Here is a 17,734-nt window from a genome sequence, read left to right on the forward strand (position 1 = left end):
CGGGCGCCAGGACGTCCAGGATCCACAGGCCACGGCCCGACTCGGACCGGTCGTTGTCCGGCGGCTCCTCCCCCCGGTTGGGGACGGCGGCCGGCTCGGGATCGTGGACTTCCACCAGGACCTGGTCCGGGAGACCGGCCACCTGGACCACCACCGGCGTCCACGGACCGCACAGCCGCACCGCGTTGGTGACCAGCTCGCTGGCCACCAGCCGGGCCGCGTCCGCGACCTCCTCGCCCGCCCCGGCCCCGAACACCTCCCTGAACACCCGGACGCGCATCTCACGAAGATGCTCGGCGCTGGCGCTCATGTGCAGGACGAACCCGTCGGGCCGTATGGCCAGGTAGAACCCGCACTCGGCCAGCTCCGGCGGGAGCCGCGGCGGTGGATCGGACAGCCCGGGCAGGACCTGAACCTCGTGCATCTCGTGTGCTCCCCAGTGACGTGAGCGGGCCGCCGCTCCGGGGTTCACCGGTGGGCTCGCAGCATTCAGGTCGGCACGTCGGCCGTCCGGGGCGGGGCCCCGGCAGTCGGCGCACGGCAGTGGCATATGCCACGACGAGTGACGCAAGCGTCACACGTCGTTGCCGTCCCGTCAGGATGCCCCTCTCAACTCGATTGGGCAACATGCCCAATTGAAATTCCTCCGTTCGGTTGTCCGTACGCCTGTCAGGGGCCACACTGTCGCCATGGCCTGGAAGAGGAATCCCGCCCCCAAGTCCGTCTACCGACGCCAACTCTCCTCCCAGCTCAAGGAGTTGCACGAGCAGTCTGGCATGACACTGGCCGAGGTCGGGCAGGTCATCGAGGTCAACCAGGGCTCGCTCAGTCGCATCATGAACGGCGACCGCGGCACCTCGCCGGTCCTGGTGAAGGCGATGCTCGACTGCTACGGCGTCACCGACGCCGCCGTCCGGGAGGACATCCTGGACCTGGTCCGCGCAGATCAGGCCCGGCACAAGAAGTGGTGGCAAAAGTACTCCGCTGTCATCAACACCACCCAGTACGGCGGCTACCTGGAGCTGGAGCAGAGCGCGACGTCCCTGACCTCCTACGAGCCGCAGCTGATCCCCGGGCTACTGCAGACACCCGAATACGCCCGCCAGGTCATCACCGCGATGCGCGTCGACCTGAACGCCAAGCAGGTCCAGGCCCTGGTCGACGTACGGATGAACCGCCAGAACATCCTCGCCCGCGAGGACGCCCCGCCGCCGAAGCTGTGGGCGGTCATCGACGAAGCCGCCTTCCGCCGGATCGAGTCGAAGCCAGCCGTGCTCAAGGAACAGCTGGAGCACCTGCTGGACGTCGAGCCCCGCACGAACATCACGCTGCAGCTCCTACCGTTCGACACCGGGTTCCACCCCGGCTTGTACGGGTCGTTCATGCTGATGGGTTTCCCCGAGCCCAATCCGGACGTGGTGTGGGTGGAGAATCTCACCAACTCGGTGTACTTCGAGGGATCGGACGATGTGGGGCGTTACACCGAGGTCTTTGATCATCTGCGGGCCACGGCCCTCGGCCCGCCCGAGACCCGCAGCCGTATCAAGAACATGCTCAAGGAGCTGTAAGTGCGCAACAGCAAGCCCGACCCCGCCGAGCTGGACTTCTCCGGCGTCACCTGGGAGAAGAGCCCGTTCAGCGGGGGCAACGACAACTGCGTGGAGTTCGGCGTGATCGGCGACCTGGTCGCCGTGCGGGACTCCAAGCGGCCCGAGCAGACCCCGCTCGTCTACACGCGGGGCGAGATCGGGGCTCTCCTGGCCGGAGCGAAGGCGGGCGCCTTCGACCACCTGGCATAGCCCCATCCGGCGGCCCGGGAGGGCTGCATCCGGCAAGGAAGGCGGCGGCCGGCCCCAAGCCAAGTGGGGTCGGCCGCCGTCGCCATCTTCCCCCACCAGCACACCGAAGCCGTGAACGCCTGGGCCTGCAGCACCCGACGCGCCAACTCGGGCGTCAAGAACGCGCCAGACCAGGCGGGGCTGATGGCTGATCACCACCTCGCGTCGCCGGGTCGGCAGTGGTCACAGTGGCCTGATGGACTCAGGACTCGCCGCCGTTCTCGGTGCCATCGTCGGAGCTGTCGGTACGGGCGCGACAGGCGTCGCCACAGCACTGCTGGGCCGAAGTGCCGCCCGCCACCAGGCCCAGATCGAAACCCTCCGGACGCTGCGCGAGTCCCGCAAGGCGGCGTACCTCGCCTTCGCGGAGGTAGCGGAGCGCTATCTCGATCTCCTGTCCACGACCCTGCTGCCCATCGGACGCATCGAGCGCTTCCCGGAGCAGCGCGAAAACCTGATCGCGAACGCCCACAACCACTGGAAACGTGCGCTCAGGTACCGGCAGAACGAGGTCCAGCGAGCCAGGACCGTCCTCGCTCTGGAGGCCACGCGTCCCGTCGCTGATGCCGCCACCGTGTGCTCGGCGGCGTTTGCCCTGCTCAGCCACGCGGCAGGCAACACCATCGCCGGTCTCAAGGGGGAGGCGCTGGACTCCGGTCCCCTCAAGTCACCCAACGCCGGGTTCGTCGACTTGTTGGCCGAGAACGGCATGGACGGACACGACCCCGACCTCGAACTCCTCCGGAAGCAGGCAGCACAGGCGTACACCGTGTTCCTGCAGACCGCGGCCGATGCCCTCGGGGAAACCGCGCTCACCCCGGCCCGGTAACCGCCGCGGTCGGCCCGGGAGAGGGGAATCCCGGACCGATTGTCAGTGCCCGCGCGACCATGGCGGACATGACGACGGACCCGACCTTGACCAGCGAGCAGCAGATCCCCGCCTGGACCTCCACCGTCGGGCCCGGCTGGGCCGCCCTGCTCGACCGCCTGCACCGCGGCCTGAGCGCGCTCGATCCCGCCTACCGGATCGAGGAGTTCACCACGCGGCTCGGCGGTCTGCGTATCACCGTGGCCGACCGCTTCGAGGACGGCGAGTTCGACGGCGAATTCGCCGACCGGACCACCGCCCTCACCGACGCCGCCATGGTCGCCTCCGAACACACCTGTGAAGACTGCGGCGCCCCAGGACGCATCCGCTTCCGCGGTGACGGCGCCGTCACGTGGATGCGCTGCCTGTGCGACGAGTGCCGCACCCGGCCACGGGCCATCGCTCCAGCGGCTGGACGCTGTCCGGCATCCTCATGACCGCCGGCGCCATGGTCGCGACGTCCGTTCATGGCTGCGTCGGCGGCGGTTGGCGAGGCAGGCCGTGATCGGCTCAACCTGACCAGTCGCAGCGAGAAACGCAGGCCGCAGCCATCCCGAGCGTCATCGGCTGGCCGAATCAGATCGCCGGTGATCGCGCATCTGTGACGGCATGTCAGTGCCACATGCTGTCATACCCCGGACGGATGCTGCTGTCCGCGACGGGAGGGGAACACCCATGGAGCAACGCGTGAGCAACCAGGCCCGAGAGCGGGCACCACACCGTGCCGGGGCCCAGGAAGCGGGTGTACGCCGAGGAGGGATGCGGCCTCAGCCCCGTATCCGGCTCGACCGGCTCAGCGCTCTTCGCCCCTCTTCCCTCCACCGGGTTCGGCCCCTTCGCCACGGCTCGGAGAAGCAGCGCGGGACGGTCGACCGCGCTCGCCACGCCCGGATGGTGGCGTGGCGGGCGGCATACCGGGGCTCGGGATGGTGCTTGGTCATGTTGACCGTGTGCGTGCTCGGCCTGCTCGCCGGCCGGTGGACGGGATGGTGGCCCTCGCCGTACCCGGACGTAGTCGACCTTGTCGGCGTGCCCGTGCTCCTCACGTACGCCGTGTGGATGCGGCAGCGCATCGACCGCGACAAGTGGAACGCCGCCCACAAGGACAGCCCTCGGCCGGAGATGTCACTCGATGACCTCGACGGCCTGGACCATGAGGAGTTCGAGTTTGCTGTACGGAACCTGCTGCGGCGTGACGGCCTCCTAGTACTACAGCGGCACTTGTAGGTGGCGAGGGTAGCCGCGTCGTCGCCAGTGGCTGATCTTGGCCTGGGCTTGGTGGTGGCGGCGGAAGCGAGACCAGGCCAGGATATGGGCGAGGTCGTCGAGCGGCCGTAGAAGTGTGCGCGCGAGGAGCTTTCGGATCTCGTTGCAGGACAAGCGAATCAGACTGATTCGTCCCGTGTGGCCGCCCCCTTTGGGCTCGGGTGATCGGCCCGGATCACCGCCAGGAGTGTGGCGGCGAGCATCGCCAGCGTTATGTGTCGATACCAGGCCGGCCACTTGCGGACCTCGTACTGGTCCAGGCCACACTCGTTCTTCGCGGCCTCGAAGCACTCCTCGACAGACCAGCGCGTACCCACCGCGGCCACCACCTCCGCCAGCGCCGTCCTCTGCGGCGCGTGGACGAGGAAGAACGCGATCTCGGCCGGATCAGCGATGGAACGTCGCACCAGCAACAGGTGCTCGAAGCCCGCAGCCGGTGCGGCCAGTGCCGCACCCCGTCGGGCCGAGTGCCGCACCCCCACCTCGACAGTCGCCCATTCGTAGCGCCGCATCCCCTTGGAGCCCTGACCGCAACTACGCCGCTCCCACGCCTCTTGGGGGATCCGGGGCAGCAGGGTGCGAACCTGTGTGGAGCGGCCACCCGCCGCGACTTTGAAGTGCGACGGGACCGCCATCGCATATCGCAGGGACTTCGCCTCGCACCACTCCCGCAGACCCGGATGCTGACCGTAGACCGCATCCGCGGCCACCCACGCGAACGGAGCACCGGCCGCCAGCGCCCGGGCCAGCATGCGACGGCCCAGCTCCGGCTTGGAGGCGAAGCCCACCTCCTCGGGCACCGCCGCGTCCTTGCGACGGCCCGCGTCGTGCACCCACGACTCGTCCGGTAGGTACAACTCCCGGTCGATCAGCACCCGCCCGCGCGAGGACGCGTAGGCCAAGAACACCCCCACCTGGCAGTTCTCAATCCGCCCCGCCGTGCCCGTGTACTGCCTCTGAACGCCCGCCGACCGGCTGCCCTTCTTCAAGAACCCCGTCTCGTCCAGGACCAGCACCGCCTCGGGCTCGCCCAGACGCTCGACCACGTAGGACAGCACCACATCGCGGACCTCGTCAGCATCCCAGCGGGCGGCCCCCAGCAGTCGCTGAGTCGACCAGGGCGTCGCGGCACCGGCCTGCTCAGCCAGCTGCCACCCGTTCTTGCGCGGCAGGTCCGCCAGCAACCCCCTCACATAGGCGACCGCCGTCGCCCGTGGCTCCGACCGCTCGAAACACCCACCGATCCGCGTCCCCAGACCCGCCAGCTCCGCACCCCACAGCTCCACCTGATCCGAAGTCACCACACGACGATCATTGCAGGCAGGATGACCCACGCGGCAGGTGCCGCCGGGGCACCAGGGAGACTCCGCATGGCTGACTACTATCCGTACCGAATCGCAACCAGGACAGGGGACCTGACGCTGATCTGGCGACCCGGGGAGGACGATGCCCCCGATGAGCTCGTCGTCGACGCCCTCGGACGACTCCTTGCGTTCCGCGACCGCAGGACGCTGCAGGAATACGTTGATCGCAACGGCTGGGAGCTCGTCTGGGACGGCGAAGCCACTCTCGATCTGGACGTCGTACGGCAGTGGGTCGAGCGCCCCGACCGTGACTTGGTCACGGCAGGACTGCTGCTGGACGCATGGAACTTCCTCGAAGACCTCTCCCACAGCCTGAAGACCGGCCCGCGCCTCCCCTCTCAAGGACCGATCCACGACAGTGCCTACGAAAAGATCTTCGGTGGCGAAGCTCTCGAACCGACCGCTGGCAAGGGAGCCTGGACGGACGAGGAGACCGTGGCCGTGCGCGAACTCCTCCGCGCGGGGCTGAACCTCTGGGATCAGGCCGTCCATGGTTCCGGAACCGGCTGAACGAACCTACGAGCCTTCCGCATGCTCCCAGTTCAAGTGCCGCTGTAGTACTAGCGGAGCGCGTCGGCGGGGCCAACGACGACGTATGCGACGTCCGCGCCGTCGACCTCGACCGTCGCATCTGGGCCGTGCAGTGCAAGCACCGCCGCGACGGCAGACGCGGCGACGCCGTCGACGTCCGCGTCGTCCGGGAACTGAAGGGCACGGCTGGTGAGGTACACAAGGCCACGTTCGCCCTGATCGTGACCAACGGAAAGTTCACGGGCAAGGCCATCCCTTCGGCCCGAAGGCTCGGCGTCCACCTGGTCGACCGGGACCTGCTCGGCCAGTGGGCCTCGGGCCGTCCGCTGTGGGAGTTGCTGGAACGTGTGCCGCCACCGCTGCGCCACCCCTCGGACAAGCGCCGCCCAGCCGCGTAGGCGGAGCTGTACCAGCGACGCCGATCAGCCAGTTCCGGTGCTTGACTCGGAGGAAGCGGAGGAGGCCATCGTGACCAGCAGGGTATTAACGGAGGGCCGGGCATGGGCGGCGAGCCCGGCCTGGGACTGTCCGGCCGATCACGAAGGGGTCGTCGTCGGCAGATTCTTCATGAGGACGACGCTGTCGTAATTGGTGACGTCCCACCGCCAAGTGCCGATCGGCACGTAGCCGTGCCGGCGGTACCAGTCGACGAGGTCTGTTGCCTGTGAGGAGGTGTCGATGACGACTTGTGTCGATCCGAGCGCAGCGATACGTGACTCTGCCAGCTCCAGCAGCCGCAGTCCGAGGCCAGTGCCCCGTTGCGATGGTTCGACGGCCAGTTGCCAGAACGAGCCCCCTCCTGCCGGCGCCGGATAACCTGCCGGAGTGGTGTGAGGAGCTGACACGGTGACGGTGCCTACCGGCGCGTTCCCGTTCATCGCGACCCAGCACTCGCCCTCGCTCAGGCGGTGCAGGGTGTCCAGTGGGCTTTGGTAGGAAGCGAAGAAGACCCGCCCCGCAGCGGCATGGTCTGCGTAGGCGCTATGGAGCAGGCGAGTCAGTTGCTCCACCGAATCACCGTCGTGGAAACGCCTGACCTGCACGGCTGCAGACAACGGATTTCAGCCGACCCGGTTGGGGAGGCTCTTCCCAGCGGGAGTGAGAAACGAAGGAGGCTTCAGGGCACTGCGGGCCGCGTTGAGGAACGTCGCTTTCGCTCGCTCCACATCATCGGGCGACGATCCGTGGTCAGCGAGTGCGAGCGCGGTCAGGTCCTGGGCGGCTTCAACGACATCAGCGGGACCGACCAGCCTGAGGGCGTCGAGAGCCTCGCTCACGGCTCGGCGTTCAGCCAACGGTGCTGTGCTTCCCGCAGAGGCAGCGCCGAACGCAGCCTCTACACGTACGAGGAACTCGAGATAGGCCGCTCGGTCCGCTTCTCGCTGCCGCTCTGCACGAGGGGCGTCAGCCATCGCCCTCAGGAATTCTGGGACCGCGGCAGCCAGTCCCTGCTCCGGCTGTTCGTCCGTTGGCCGACGGACCACGGGCCGGGCGAACCAGGCGACACACAGGCCGCCGGCGAACGCCGACCCGGCGGCGACGAGCACCAACCCCCAAGGACTCATGGGGCAATCATCCCCCCAACACGGCTCCCCACGCAGGAAATCGGCCTGGACGGGCACCCCATGGCGACCTCTGATCTGCGTGAAGTACTGGTGAGAGCGCCGTGTGATCGACGTCCTCAGGGTCGTTGGCGGTGGCCGGGCATGGCGCTGGCACGTGATTCACAGCATGATCGAGGCCGTGGTCGCACGCGGCACACCGAGGCAGCGATCGGACAATGACGTGCCTGGGTATGGCCGGGGCGCGATGTGGCCGACAAACGGGAGGGGAAGCGGTGCTTGGGAGCAGAGGCCAACTGGTCCGGTCGACGGTTGTACTGGTGATGGGTGCTGCCGTCCTGGTCGCCGTGCTGGTCGGCACCGGTCTGCCGTTTCCTGTTGCCGTGGCGGGTGGTCTCGTCCTGACAGGGCTGCTGTGGGGCACCGGACTTGTACTCGCGGATCTGGAACTGGCGTATCCGGTCACTCGCAAGGGACGGCTGCGTGCCGCGGCGGTCCGTAGCCAGCCGCTCGTGGCCTTCACCGGGGCGGCCCTCGCGGCACAGAGTGCCGCCAGCATTGCCTGGCAGGCATACCGATCGGGAGTGGTTCGCCAACACCAGGCGGCACTGGATGACCTCGTGCAGGCACTGTCGGAACTCGACGCGGCCCTGCCTGCGGTCCAGGCTCTTCGAATCCCGGCAGCCGTGGAGGCGGCGACTCAACTGCACGCCGGACTCCACGAGCTCGCCGAGCGCTGCGCCCCGCCCGTACTGCACACCGCTGAAGGTTGGATCGCCTTCCGGGACGCGATCGGCACTTCACTCGACGTACTGATGGAACTCGCGCGGGACGTCCAGCTGCAGCACGAGGGCGTCAATACTTGACGCCCTCGCGTCCCGCCCCGTCGGCCGGGAGGCCGGAACCACCGTCAGTGACATAAGGAAGGACGTAGACACAGTGACCGAGGTCCCCGAACCGGAGCGGATCACCGTCAGGATCCCGAAGGCCGCCCTGGAAGCGTTCGCCGCGGCTGTCCAGGTCGGCGTCGCCGCGACTGTCAAGGACGACAACGGACTCGATTGGTACTACCCACTCGGCAAGAGAGATGAAGACCACGTCGAGTTCGCGCTCGTGCCGGGCGGCGAGGAGGTCTTGCTGCGCATGTCCTCGGACCGCGCACGGACCATCGTGTGGTCGATCGAGCAGTGGAATGACCTCGTCGGTCGCATATCCCTGCCCGGCCGGCTGGAATGAGCATGTCGTGAGACACCCCCCGAGGTATCTAGTGCACTAGCTCGGGGCGGGGCGGTTACGGTGATCTGCGGAAAGCCATCCGTGAAAGGCGCAGCGTTCCCCCATGAGTCATCCCGGAACTGTCCCTCCGTATCAACGCGTTGCCGCCGTATTGCGTGAGCGGATCGCGTCGCGGACCTGGCCGCCCGGGCACCGGCTGCCGTCGCGCACTGACCTCGCACGGGAACTGCTCGATGCGCGGGGCGGGGAGAACATCATCCGACGTGCCCAGGAACTCCTCATCGAGGAAGGGCTCCTGGAGGGGCGCACGGGGTCAGGGACGTACGTCCGCGCGCCACGCAAACGGTACGCGCTCCGTGCTCCGTTCCACGGGCTGGTCCCAGAAGGGTTCGACGGCACATGGGAGGCGCAGAGCGAGCCCAACACGCCTGCCCCGGAGCCGGTCGCAGCGCGGCTGCGCATCGAGCCCGGCGCCCTCTGCGTGCGCACGGAGTACACCGTGCTCGCCCCGGGGCGGAAGCCGGTGCTGTCCACGACGAGCTGGGAGCCGATGGCCCTCACCGGGGCCACCCCCGTCGTCCTGCCGACCAGTGGGCCGCTGGCAGGACGCAGCGTCGCCGCGAGGATGGCGCACCTCGGGCTCACCGTCGACCACATCACCGAGACGCTCGCCCCGGTGGCCCTCGACCACGACCAGGCGCGCGGCCTTTCAGCGCCGGCCGGCTCGCTGGCGTTCAGGATCACCCGCGTCCACTTCGCCGTCGGCGGTCGCCCCGTCGAGACCGCCGATCTCCTTGTTCCCGCCGCCTACTGGGAAGTGAACTACGATCACCGGCAGGTTGCGGACGGCGCTGGCGCCTCCGCATGGGCAGGACCGGCCAACTTCTCCGTTTGATCAGCGCATTCGGTACCGGGCACGTACGGTCCGGGTTATGGAATCCGGCGACGTTGACGAGCTGTTGCAGAGAGTCCAGAGGACACGGTTCCCGTCGGCCTGGGACGGCTGTCTCGCCTGGGCCTCCGGACTCGTCTCCTGGCACCTGGCGCACCGCCCCGGTACCTGGTCTCCCCTCCAGGAGATCCAGGATCAGGCCCAGACCTACATCCGCCACGTGGGCGCGGTGATCGCCTGCGCTCTGCACGCCACCGCGGTGGACGAGCACCTTGATGAGCCCGACGGAGCTGAACTGCTGCGCGTCCCGCTCGCCCCGGCCGCCGGCCTGCTCGGCGACGGCGCAGTCTTCGACCTCCTGGCCCGGGCCGCGCCGCCGGACCCTGCCCTTGCCTCGCTCCTGCACTCCATCCCGGTGTGGATCAACGCGGGCAACGACACCGCCGGCAGCAAGGGCGTGTTCATCATCGAGCAGGCCCGCGACGTGCTCACGGTGAACGCCGAGTACGGCTTCGCGGTGGGCGACCGGCTGCGGGCCGCGCTCGAGACCGCCCCGCCCCTGCCGGGCGAATGAGCCACACCCGCAACGACGCACTTCCCCGACCACCGGCCAGACCGGGCGCCTGCGCTGCCCGGTCCAGGACATGCCCGGATGAGTCTCCCCACCCGAGAGGATTTCGATGATGAGCGACTCCTACCCGCTGTACGGCCAGGCCGCCAGGGCGTTCGACGCCGGGCGGTACGCCGAGGCCGCCAGCCTGTATGAGCAAGCCGTCACCGGACTGGAGAGCGAGCGCGGCCCGGACGAGGACGCAACCCTGCAGGCCCTGCTGGAGTGGGGTCTGGCGTGCTACAACCTGCGCCGCTACGACGAGGCGGAGGCCCATCAACGGCGGGCGCTGGAGGGCCGGATCCGGACACTGGGGGCGGACCACGGCGACACCCTCAACACCCGGGTCCGGCTCGCCGACTCCATCGGCGCGCAGGGGCGCTTCGCCGAGGCCGAAGCCCTCGCCCGCGAGAACATCGCCCTCGGCGAAGCGAAGGACTGGAGCCTGCACCAGAGCGTCGTCGCCGCCCGTCTCACCCTGGCCTGGCTGTGGCGCCGACAGGAACGCTGGGCAGAAGCGACCCCCCTCGCCCGCAAGGCCGTCGAACAGACCCACCCGTTCGGCGAAGACTCCCCCTTCGCCCTGGCAGCCCGTCACCTGCTCGCCGAGTGCCTCCTGCACACCGGCGACCTGGCCGAAGCCGAGGAACAAGCCGTACGCGTGCACCGGCAGCGCACCCGCAAACTCGGCACCGAGCACCCCCACACCATCGTGATCCGTCTCGACCTGGCCCGAGTCCTTGCCGCCGCCGGACGTCCGGACGAGGCACGGCCGCTCGCCGAACAGACCCTGGCGACCTCCGTCCGCGTCCTCGGAAACGAGCACCCCCACACGCAGGGACTGCGCGAACTGCTCGCGGCGTAGCGGCAGGGCGAGTCGGTCGACTGTCAGCTGCCCTGTGCGAGGAACGTGCTCGGCGCCCCGAGCAGGGCGCGGCAGAGAACCTCACGCTGAAGAAGCGCCGCGGCCGCAAGGGCATCGCGGTACTGCCATCGCCTACGTCGCCATGCCCGTCCACGGCTGATCCGCCGTGCGGTATTCGGCCAGGTCCGATGGCTTTATGCCATTCGTCGGCAACCCGCTCCCAACATCACTAAGGCACGGCTACATAAGAAGGCCGGGGTGGCGTGCTGCCATCCCCGCGTAGGGATGACCGGTCGCATAGGGGGAGGTTGGGACGGTTGCTGACGATCAACGTGGCGGTGCTGCTCGCCGTCATCGTCGTGTGGCGGTTGCGCCGGCGTACGGAGGCCCGTAGCCGCCTCGACGAGAAGCTGACGGTCGTTATCGTCCTGGCGCTGGGCGTCCTGATCGCACCTACCCCGGCGGGCCAGGGGATCTTGAACGTCCTGGGACAGCTGGCGAGCGGCGTCACCCAGGCCGGCCGATGAGCCCCCGCACACGCAAAACCCGGACGGCGGCAGCCGGCGCCCGCTGCGGTGCGCGCCGCTGGGCAGAGGAAGTGTGATGGCGACACGTCGACGGCGCTGGCGCTTGAAGAAGCGGACGCGCAGGCAGGTGCAGGGCTGGGGTGCGGTGGCGGCAGTGGCCGCCGGGGTGTGGGTGGCCGGGCACTGGTCGGCGGTGTGGCCCGTCCTGGTGGCCGTGCTCGCCGGGGCCGTGGTGGGCGGAGCCGGATGGGCGCTGCTGCGAGCTCACCGTCACGCGGTCGGCCAAGACCGCGCATGGCGGGCACAGGAAGAGGCCCGGGCGCGGGAGTTGTCGATGGCCGAGGTCGACGCCTTGTCGTGGCAGGAGTTCGAGACGTACGTTGCCGAGCTGTGCCGGCGGGACGGCTGTACGAAGGTCGTCGTCAGCGGCAAGAGCGGCGACCTGGGCGCGGATGTCGTCGGCTATCTGGCCGACGGCCGCAAGCTGGTGGTTCAGGTCAAGAAGTACGCGCCGCACCGGAGCGTGTCCTCTGCCGACATGCAGAAGTTCGTCGGCACCGCCCGTCCCGAGCACGGCGCGGACGTCGCGTTGTTTGTTACGACCTGCCGCGCGTTCACAAGGGACGCGCTGGGCCTGGCACTGCGACAGAACATCGTGGCCATGCACCGCGACCTGCTGGGTTCCTGGGTCAAAGGTGCTCATCTGAATACCCTGATCCCGCTGAACGGGAGCGGCGGCGGCACGAGGCGGCGCCCCTCTGCCTGACGGGGCGGTGCTGCTGGGCATGTCCATGCGTGTGGAGTCGGCCTGCGTTGTACTGGGCTGGCGTCAGGACGGCCAGGACAGCGCCGTCAGCAGGACGACGCCGGTCACGAGGATGATCGCAGTGAGCGCCGGCCGCCGGGTACGGCCCGGTCCGGCACCGACCGCGATCAGCGCGACGGTGAACACGGTGACCAGGAGCCACACGGCGAGCCAAGCTGTCAGGGCCGGGGATGCGCCCACGGCCCGGAATACCCAGGTGACCGCGCGCCCCAGCACCAGGCAGCTGGCCCCCGTCAGCATTGCCCAGATGGCGCGGGCGGTCCATTTCGCGGTGGGGTCGGTGCCGTCGAAGTCGCGGTGCAGACGGGACCAGAGCCCGAACCAGCGGCGGTGCAGCCAGGAAGTCACCGGGCCAGTGTGCCGAACCGCCATATCGAAGGGGCGCAGTTCCCCGAACCAGGCCAGTCAGCGCACGGGGCCGTCCTCGCCGAACCGCTGGCCACCGCCATCATCTCGCGCGATCATGACAGCATCCGTCGCATGCCAGGGAGGAATCCGCTCATGCCGAACAAGACGCCGGCTCGCCGGCTCACGCCCGGCCCGGACCGCGACAAGCTCGCGGCTGACCTGAAGAAGAAGTACGACTCCGGCGCGAGCATCCGGGCGCTGGCGGAGGAGACGGGCCGCTCCTACGGCGGTGTGCATCGCCTGCTCGAAGACGCCGGGGCAACCTTCCGCTCCCGGGGTGGAGCGCCGCGCCGCACCCAGTCCTGACCTGCGGGTGCGGGCGTACGGTGGAGGTATGGCGAGGTGGAAGCCGAGCTTCTTGGAGGCGGAGGACGCTGCGGTCCGGCGCCTGATCGCCGCGCACCCTGACGAGTACCACCACCTGCTCGACGAAGCGAAGGCCGAGCTCCCGGTCGAGCCCTGCGAGAGCTGTGCCTACCTCGGTGCCACCGCCCTGGAACTGGCCGACCTCCTCGGGCACGACCAGCAGGGCCACCGGGTGCACCAGGCCCTGTGGTCGGAGCAGATCCGCAGCGTAGACGACGTGCTCCGCGTCCTCGAGGGCGACCTGGGCCTGTATTACTTGCACGGGTGGGGCCTCGGGAAGCGCGGGCTGGGGCGCATCCATGACCGGGTACGCCGGCTGGAGGGCGCCCTGCCCGGGCCGGCCGGTCGGCACACTGCACGGCACCGCGCCGACGGGGACGTCCCCACCGCCGTGACACAAAAGCCCAGGTCACGGGCTTGATGCCGCAGCCCCCGCCTGCGGGAGCAGGCTCAACGCACTCGTGGCCTCCCTCGCCCGGATCGGGCATTCGTACTGGTCAGCGGCCTGTGGGGGGGCTCCGGGACGCGGTTGCGCGTAACGGTTTCGCGTGCCCTCTCGGCCCGGCGGCGGGCCCGGAACACGGCCTGCCGGCATACGGCGCGGTCGTAGACCTGGTCTTTTGCAGTGTCAGTGGCCGAGTGCGAAGCGGCGGCCGCACACCGGGCAGCGCACGACCTGCTCGAGTTCCTCGCCGCAGATGACCGCCAGGCCGATAGCGAAGGCTTTGGCCTGGTGGCGGCGCCATCTACGGCAAGTAGGGCCGTTTCTTCCTTCCGGCGCCGGAGCCGGAGGCAGGGCACGCCTCACGACCTGCGGGCGCGGGCCGAGGGCATCAAGGGTGTGGCTCGGCCCGGAGACAATCCTGTGCCCCCCGCCAGCGGGGGCACAGGAGCACAGCGGCGGAGTCCAAGACGCGTCACTGCACGGCCTGGCTTGCCCGCGTCACTACGAGGACTTCGTGGCCAACGGATCCGGGACACCAAACCCACCAGGATCAAAAACGGCTAACGCCGCTAAACATTTCGTTTAGTCTTGGCGGGTGACGTTTCCCTGGACACGTACCAACCGCCGCCTTGCCGCCGCCTACTCCGCTGCCGACATCGCCCGACTGACCGGCCTCACCCGAGGCCGGGTGTCCCAACTGCGCACCGGGGGCGAGTCCGACGCCCTTCCCGAGCCCGATGCTCCGGACAGCACCGCGACACGGCCGCTGTGGCGTGGCGACACCGTGGCCCGCTGGTGCGCACGTACCGGCCGGCGCCTGCCACCGCGCACAGCGTCCTGGCTGCTGCCGGGCCCGGACGGCCCGCATCTGCGCCGCGAGAGCCAGCAGACACTGCAACTGCGGCAGGAGGACCTGCCCGACAACCCCGACCTTCGGCGCCCGCCGATCGACGTCCACGTCGCCCGCTACACCGCCCCCGGCGGCAGCGGCCCATCCGTATGGCTGGCGACCGTGCTCGCCCCGGGCGAGATGCGCCGCCTGCTCGGCTGGCCGCCCAAGTGGCCTCACGGAAGCCCGCTGGACGACTTGGTCCACGCGATCCTCGCCGACGTCGAACCCGATCACCGCGCCGACACCGACCTGCTGGGCACGCTGGTTCTGCTGCCCACCATCGCCGAACCCGAGTACGACTCCCTCTCCGGGGACGTACGCGTGCTCGACCTGTATCACGCCGACGCCGACGACCGCGCCGCAGACGCCCTCCACGGCTGTCTGCGCCAACGGCGTCCTTCCCACGCCAGCCTCAGGGACTTGGCCCAGGCCCTGGGGCACCGGCTGCCGTGGTGGCCGCCCGGCTGCGCCACCCCGGCCCTCGTCTCCAGCTGGGCACCGGACAGCCCGCAGCAACCGGAGCACGTTCCGCCGCCGCTGGCCGAGGCCCAGGCGTTCCTCCGCCGCTGCGAGAGCGCCGCAACCGAGCTGGAGGGCACTCTGCGTGACTCCGTGCTGGAGCTGGGCAGATACCGGTGGAACAGGGCCACTTCGGGCTGGCGCGGAGACATCTTCCCCGACCATGGGGCACTGCCCAAGGACTGCGACGCCGCCATCTGGCAGGCCGCCGTCGAATTCAACCTGCCGCCCGCCCCCGCGACGAGCAGTGACTTCGACGAGGGTCTCGAATGGGTCATGGACAACGCCCCGTCCCAGCGCCTCGCACGCGACGCCCTGCACACCTTCGGAGACCCCGGCAGCGCCGGCACCGTGCTCATCGACACGAACCGGCTGCCTCTCCAGGTGCGTGACGCGTTCACCGACCACGTCACCCCCGCCGGGCCCGTCGGCAGCTACCGCGCACAACGCGTCCTCGATGCCCTCGACGCCCACCCGGGTGCGGCCGCCGGATCCGCCCTGGGTACCTGGCCGGCGCTCGCCGGACCGGCGTGGTGCGCCACCGCCCCCGGCACCGGCCTCGTCGCCCTCCACGTGCCAAGGGTCATGCCCGCGCCCAGCCTCGCTGCGGGGGCGCCGCTGGAGGTCGTACTGCTGCGCGCCGAACCCGTGGGCGGCTATGGGCAGTCGGCTCCCGTCGTCGGTTTCGTCATCACCGACCAGGACCGGGTCCTTCTCCTGCCGGGCCAGGGCCGACCAGTGGATCTCGCGGCCGCGATCGAGCACGCCGTGTGGCATCCCGAGATGCCAACACCTCTGACCGGGTTGGCGCGGAGCTCCAACGAGCCCTTGGTCGCCGCGGTGGACGCGCTGGTGGAGACGGGTCCCCGCGTCACGCCCTGGGAGCAGCTGACGGCGCTGGTGGGCACGCACCCGCGCGACGGGGACTGCTTCCGCTGCTGCGGCGCCGTCGCAGCAGCCGCCGACGGCCAGCCGAAGGAGGAGATTTGGGGAAGTGCCTGAAGCGCCGGGCGTCCGGCGGGGGGTGCATGAAGCAGCCGCTTTCGCACTATCGGGTTCTTCGGCCGACTGCTGGTGTCGGTGGGCGTGGACGGGGTGAGAGCATCACGCCTCGTGAAGCCCATCTCTGCAACCCGGCTGCGCGCCGCGGACGCGACCGTCACCGTCGTGAGCAACACCGCTTCGGTCCCCGAATGGTCGCGCCGCTACTTCGGTCCCTGGTGGAACGCCTTCGACGTTCCGGCCGCCGGCGGGTGCACCGGGCCCGTCGTCACTGCGGACGTCAATCCTGGCCGGTACGCCCAGTTGGCCACTGGCGTCAGTGGTGCGCCGCACGAGGACACCGTCTACGCCAAGGCCCTGACGAGACTGGCCACTGACGAGCACGGCACGATCCGCGCGGTGGCACCGAGCGAGGAACTCGCGTACGTCTCCGAGCCTGCCACCGGCCGCCTGGCTGTTATCGGTCTGGACGCCGAACCGGTGGCCCTTGCCGCCGCCCGCCTGGCCCGTGACGTGGTCCGCGGACAACTGCTGCGGTCCGGCTGGACGCTGCTGCATGCCTCCGCCGTTGTCCGCGGCGGCAAGACGGTGCTGACCTTCGGTTCCAAGGGCGCGGGCAAGACCACCACCGCCCTCGCGCTGGCCGGGCTCGGGTGGGAGCTGCTGGCCAACGACCGAGTCTTCGTCCGCCCGGGCGCCAACGGAACACTGAAGGTGCTGCCGTGGCCGTCCGCGGCCGCCATCGGCTTGGGCCTGCTGGACGCGCTCGACTGGTTCGACGTGGTTCGCCAGCGGCTGCGGGCCGGTGAACGGCTGCACCCCACCCAGCACCCCGACGTCACCAACGCGCTGCTGACCGGACGCCGCGAGGCGCTGTGGGAGCCCGGCGGGAAGCGGGAGCGGAAGGTGCAGGTCTTCCCCGACCAGTTCGCCTCCTGGTTCAACATCACCCTGGCCAGCGGCGGACACGCCGAGGCCCTGCTGTTCCCGCAGATCCGCCCCGACGCGACCCCGGCCATCGCGGAGCGGCCCCGCACCCTCAGCGACGCCGACTTCATGAGCGGGACGACCGAGGACCGCTACCCCGACGTCTTCGGCCTCCTCCAGATCGACGGGGGCGGCACGGCCGAGGCCCGCGCCACCGTCGCTGAGCAACTGGCCAAGCTGCCCCACCACAGCGTGCACCTCGGCCACAATCTGCAGGCCAACGCCGCCTTCCTCGACCGCCTGCTCAGGCAGTAGCACCGAGGCGGGCCCGGCCGACGGCCGGGGAAACGCCACGGGCGGCACGCCTGGCCGCCGGGAAACAGGGCGAGTTCACGAGCCGTCCCCCCGTGCCGCATACGGTGGACACAACCCCCGCTTCCCGCCCGGCCGGGCGGGAAGCGGCGGCGGGCATCGGGGACACGCGACGGGAGGAAGAACGGGATGACACAGGCTGCGGTGAGCGAGCTGGACGAACGGGTGCCGGGACGCCGGTGGACGGTACGTCTGGACGCCGCCGGCCGAGGCAGTACGGCTGTGCGCATCTCCTGCAGCCGCCCGGCCTGTGCCGAGCAGCGTCTTGCGTCCGCGGCCGCCGGTCGTGCGGCCGCCGTCGCCCACCTCAAGGCCCACCTGCGTGCCGTCCCCGTCCCCAGGACCGAGGCGTACTGCGCCTGCCGGGCCGAGGGCTGTCACACGCATCTGCCCGACACCGGCCGGCACGCGCGTGCCG

General features: G+C 69.8%; 23 protein-coding genes and 1 pseudogene. 19 read left to right on the forward strand and 5 right to left on the reverse strand.

Annotation, left to right across the window (positions count from 1 at the left end; all coding sequences use genetic code 11):
* The coding region (locus AOK08_RS07335) for an ATP-binding protein (protein ID WP_055524637.1) at positions 1–424 on the reverse strand (424 nt) is incomplete at its 3' end.
* A 265-nt stretch (positions 425–689) separates the two neighbouring features.
* Here AOK08_RS07335 and AOK08_RS07340 point away from each other — a divergent pair.
* The 5 genes from AOK08_RS07340 to AOK08_RS45570 all read left to right on the forward strand — a co-directional run bounded on the left by AOK08_RS07340 (position 690) and on the right by AOK08_RS45570 (position 3,933).
* Complete coding sequence (locus tag AOK08_RS07340; RefSeq protein WP_055524638.1) at positions 690–1,568, forward strand: helix-turn-helix domain-containing protein; 879 nt, start codon at positions 690–692, stop codon at positions 1,566–1,568.
* Complete coding sequence (locus tag AOK08_RS07345; protein ID WP_055524639.1) at positions 1,569–1,799, forward strand: DUF397 domain-containing protein; 231 nt, start codon at positions 1,569–1,571, stop codon at positions 1,797–1,799.
* 235 nt (positions 1,800–2,034) lie between these two features.
* Complete coding sequence (locus AOK08_RS07350; protein ID WP_055524640.1) at positions 2,035–2,667, forward strand: hypothetical protein; 633 nt, start codon at positions 2,035–2,037, stop codon at positions 2,665–2,667.
* 68 nt (positions 2,668–2,735) lie between these two features.
* Entirely contained in the window at positions 2,736–3,143 is a 408-nt protein-coding gene (locus AOK08_RS07355) for a hypothetical protein (RefSeq protein ID WP_157876592.1), read from the forward strand.
* 502 nt (positions 3,144–3,645) lie between these two features.
* Entirely contained in the window at positions 3,646–3,933 is a 288-nt protein-coding gene (locus AOK08_RS45570) for a hypothetical protein (protein WP_157876593.1), read from the forward strand.
* 158 nt (positions 3,934–4,091) lie between these two features.
* Here AOK08_RS45570 and AOK08_RS07365 read toward each other — a convergent pair whose 3' ends face one another.
* Positions 4,092–5,273, reverse strand: coding sequence for an IS701 family transposase (locus AOK08_RS07365; RefSeq protein WP_055524657.1), 1,182 nt, complete (start codon positions 5,271–5,273; stop codon positions 4,092–4,094).
* A 69-nt stretch (positions 5,274–5,342) separates the two neighbouring features.
* Between AOK08_RS07365 and AOK08_RS07370 the strand changes: the two genes are divergently transcribed.
* Positions 5,343–5,846, forward strand: a complete 504-nt coding sequence (locus AOK08_RS07370) for a hypothetical protein (protein ID WP_055524643.1) — start codon at positions 5,343–5,345, stop codon at positions 5,844–5,846.
* Complete coding sequence (locus tag AOK08_RS42875; RefSeq protein ID WP_241826863.1) at positions 5,843–6,265, forward strand: restriction endonuclease; 423 nt, start codon at positions 5,843–5,845, stop codon at positions 6,263–6,265. Before AOK08_RS07370 ends, AOK08_RS42875 begins: the two co-directional genes overlap by 4 nt.
* 138 nt (positions 6,266–6,403) lie before the next feature.
* Here the strand turns inward: AOK08_RS42875 and AOK08_RS42880 are convergent, their stop codons facing one another.
* Together AOK08_RS42880 and AOK08_RS45575 are read right to left on the reverse strand one after the other, a co-directional pair.
* Positions 6,404–6,877 (reverse strand): GNAT family N-acetyltransferase, encoded by a 474-nt coding sequence (locus AOK08_RS42880; RefSeq protein WP_157876594.1) that lies wholly within the window; start codon positions 6,875–6,877, stop codon positions 6,404–6,406.
* Between the two features lie 51 nt (positions 6,878–6,928).
* The gene (locus AOK08_RS45575) at positions 6,929–7,417 is read right to left on the reverse strand and encodes a hypothetical protein (protein WP_157876595.1); all 489 of its coding nucleotides are present in this window, start codon (positions 7,415–7,417) and stop codon (positions 6,929–6,931) included.
* A 287-nt stretch (positions 7,418–7,704) separates the two neighbouring features.
* Here AOK08_RS45575 and AOK08_RS07380 point away from each other — a divergent pair, with 287 nt between their 5' ends.
* From AOK08_RS07380 to AOK08_RS07410, 7 genes are all read left to right on the forward strand, one after another.
* On the forward strand, positions 7,705–8,295 hold the full coding sequence (locus AOK08_RS07380; protein ID WP_157876596.1) for a hypothetical protein: 591 nt from the start codon (positions 7,705–7,707) through the stop codon (positions 8,293–8,295).
* A gap of 73 nt (positions 8,296–8,368) precedes the next feature.
* Positions 8,369–8,665 carry a hypothetical protein gene (locus AOK08_RS07385; RefSeq protein ID WP_055524646.1) on the forward strand — a complete coding sequence of 99 codons (297 nt, stop codon included), beginning with the start codon at positions 8,369–8,371 and terminating at the stop codon, positions 8,663–8,665.
* Positions 8,666–8,768: 103 nt separating this feature from the next.
* Complete coding sequence (locus AOK08_RS07390; protein WP_063794030.1) at positions 8,769–9,560, forward strand: GntR family transcriptional regulator; 792 nt, start codon at positions 8,769–8,771, stop codon at positions 9,558–9,560.
* Between the two features lie 37 nt (positions 9,561–9,597).
* Complete coding sequence (locus tag AOK08_RS07395; protein WP_055524648.1) at positions 9,598–10,131, forward strand: hypothetical protein; 534 nt, start codon at positions 9,598–9,600, stop codon at positions 10,129–10,131.
* 106 nt (positions 10,132–10,237) lie between these two features.
* Positions 10,238–11,032 (forward strand): tetratricopeptide repeat protein, encoded by a 795-nt coding sequence (locus tag AOK08_RS07400; RefSeq protein ID WP_079053892.1) that lies wholly within the window; start codon positions 10,238–10,240, stop codon positions 11,030–11,032.
* 317 nt (positions 11,033–11,349) lie between these two features.
* Positions 11,350–11,559 carry a hypothetical protein gene (locus AOK08_RS07405; protein ID WP_055524650.1) on the forward strand — a complete coding sequence of 70 codons (210 nt, stop codon included), beginning with the start codon at positions 11,350–11,352 and terminating at the stop codon, positions 11,557–11,559.
* Positions 11,560–11,635: 76 nt separating this feature from the next.
* Entirely contained in the window at positions 11,636–12,325 is a 690-nt protein-coding gene (locus AOK08_RS07410; protein WP_055524651.1) for a restriction endonuclease, read from the forward strand.
* 63 nt (positions 12,326–12,388) lie between these two features.
* On the opposite strand, the gene AOK08_RS07415 is transcribed toward AOK08_RS07410, so the two are convergent.
* Positions 12,389–12,733 carry a hypothetical protein gene (locus AOK08_RS07415; protein WP_157876597.1) on the reverse strand — a complete coding sequence of 115 codons (345 nt, stop codon included), beginning with the start codon at positions 12,731–12,733 and terminating at the stop codon, positions 12,389–12,391.
* Between the two features lie 153 nt (positions 12,734–12,886).
* Between AOK08_RS07415 and AOK08_RS07420 the strand changes: the two genes are divergently transcribed.
* From AOK08_RS07420 to AOK08_RS07440, 5 genes and pseudogenes are all read left to right on the forward strand, one after another.
* Complete coding sequence (locus AOK08_RS07420; protein WP_055524653.1) at positions 12,887–13,099, forward strand: helix-turn-helix domain-containing protein; 213 nt, start codon at positions 12,887–12,889, stop codon at positions 13,097–13,099.
* Between the two features lie 28 nt (positions 13,100–13,127).
* Positions 13,128–13,580 carry a hypothetical protein gene (locus AOK08_RS07425; RefSeq protein WP_055524654.1) on the forward strand — a complete coding sequence of 151 codons (453 nt, stop codon included), beginning with the start codon at positions 13,128–13,130 and terminating at the stop codon, positions 13,578–13,580.
* 619 nt (positions 13,581–14,199) lie between these two features.
* Positions 14,200–16,017, forward strand: coding sequence for a hypothetical protein (locus tag AOK08_RS07430; RefSeq protein WP_157876598.1), 1,818 nt, complete (start codon positions 14,200–14,202; stop codon positions 16,015–16,017).
* 111 nt (positions 16,018–16,128) lie between these two features.
* Entirely contained in the window at positions 16,129–17,259 is a 1,131-nt protein-coding gene (locus AOK08_RS07435) for a phosphoenolpyruvate carboxykinase (ATP) (RefSeq protein ID WP_055524656.1), read from the forward strand.
* A gap of 186 nt (positions 17,260–17,445) precedes the next feature.
* Positions 17,446–17,734 (forward strand): annotated as a pseudogene (locus tag AOK08_RS07440) (hypothetical protein); the annotation flags it as partial.

It is taken from the genome of Streptomyces graminilatus, from assembly GCF_001418565.1.
Lineage (GTDB): Bacteria > Actinomycetota > Actinomycetes > Streptomycetales > Streptomycetaceae > Streptomyces > Streptomyces graminilatus.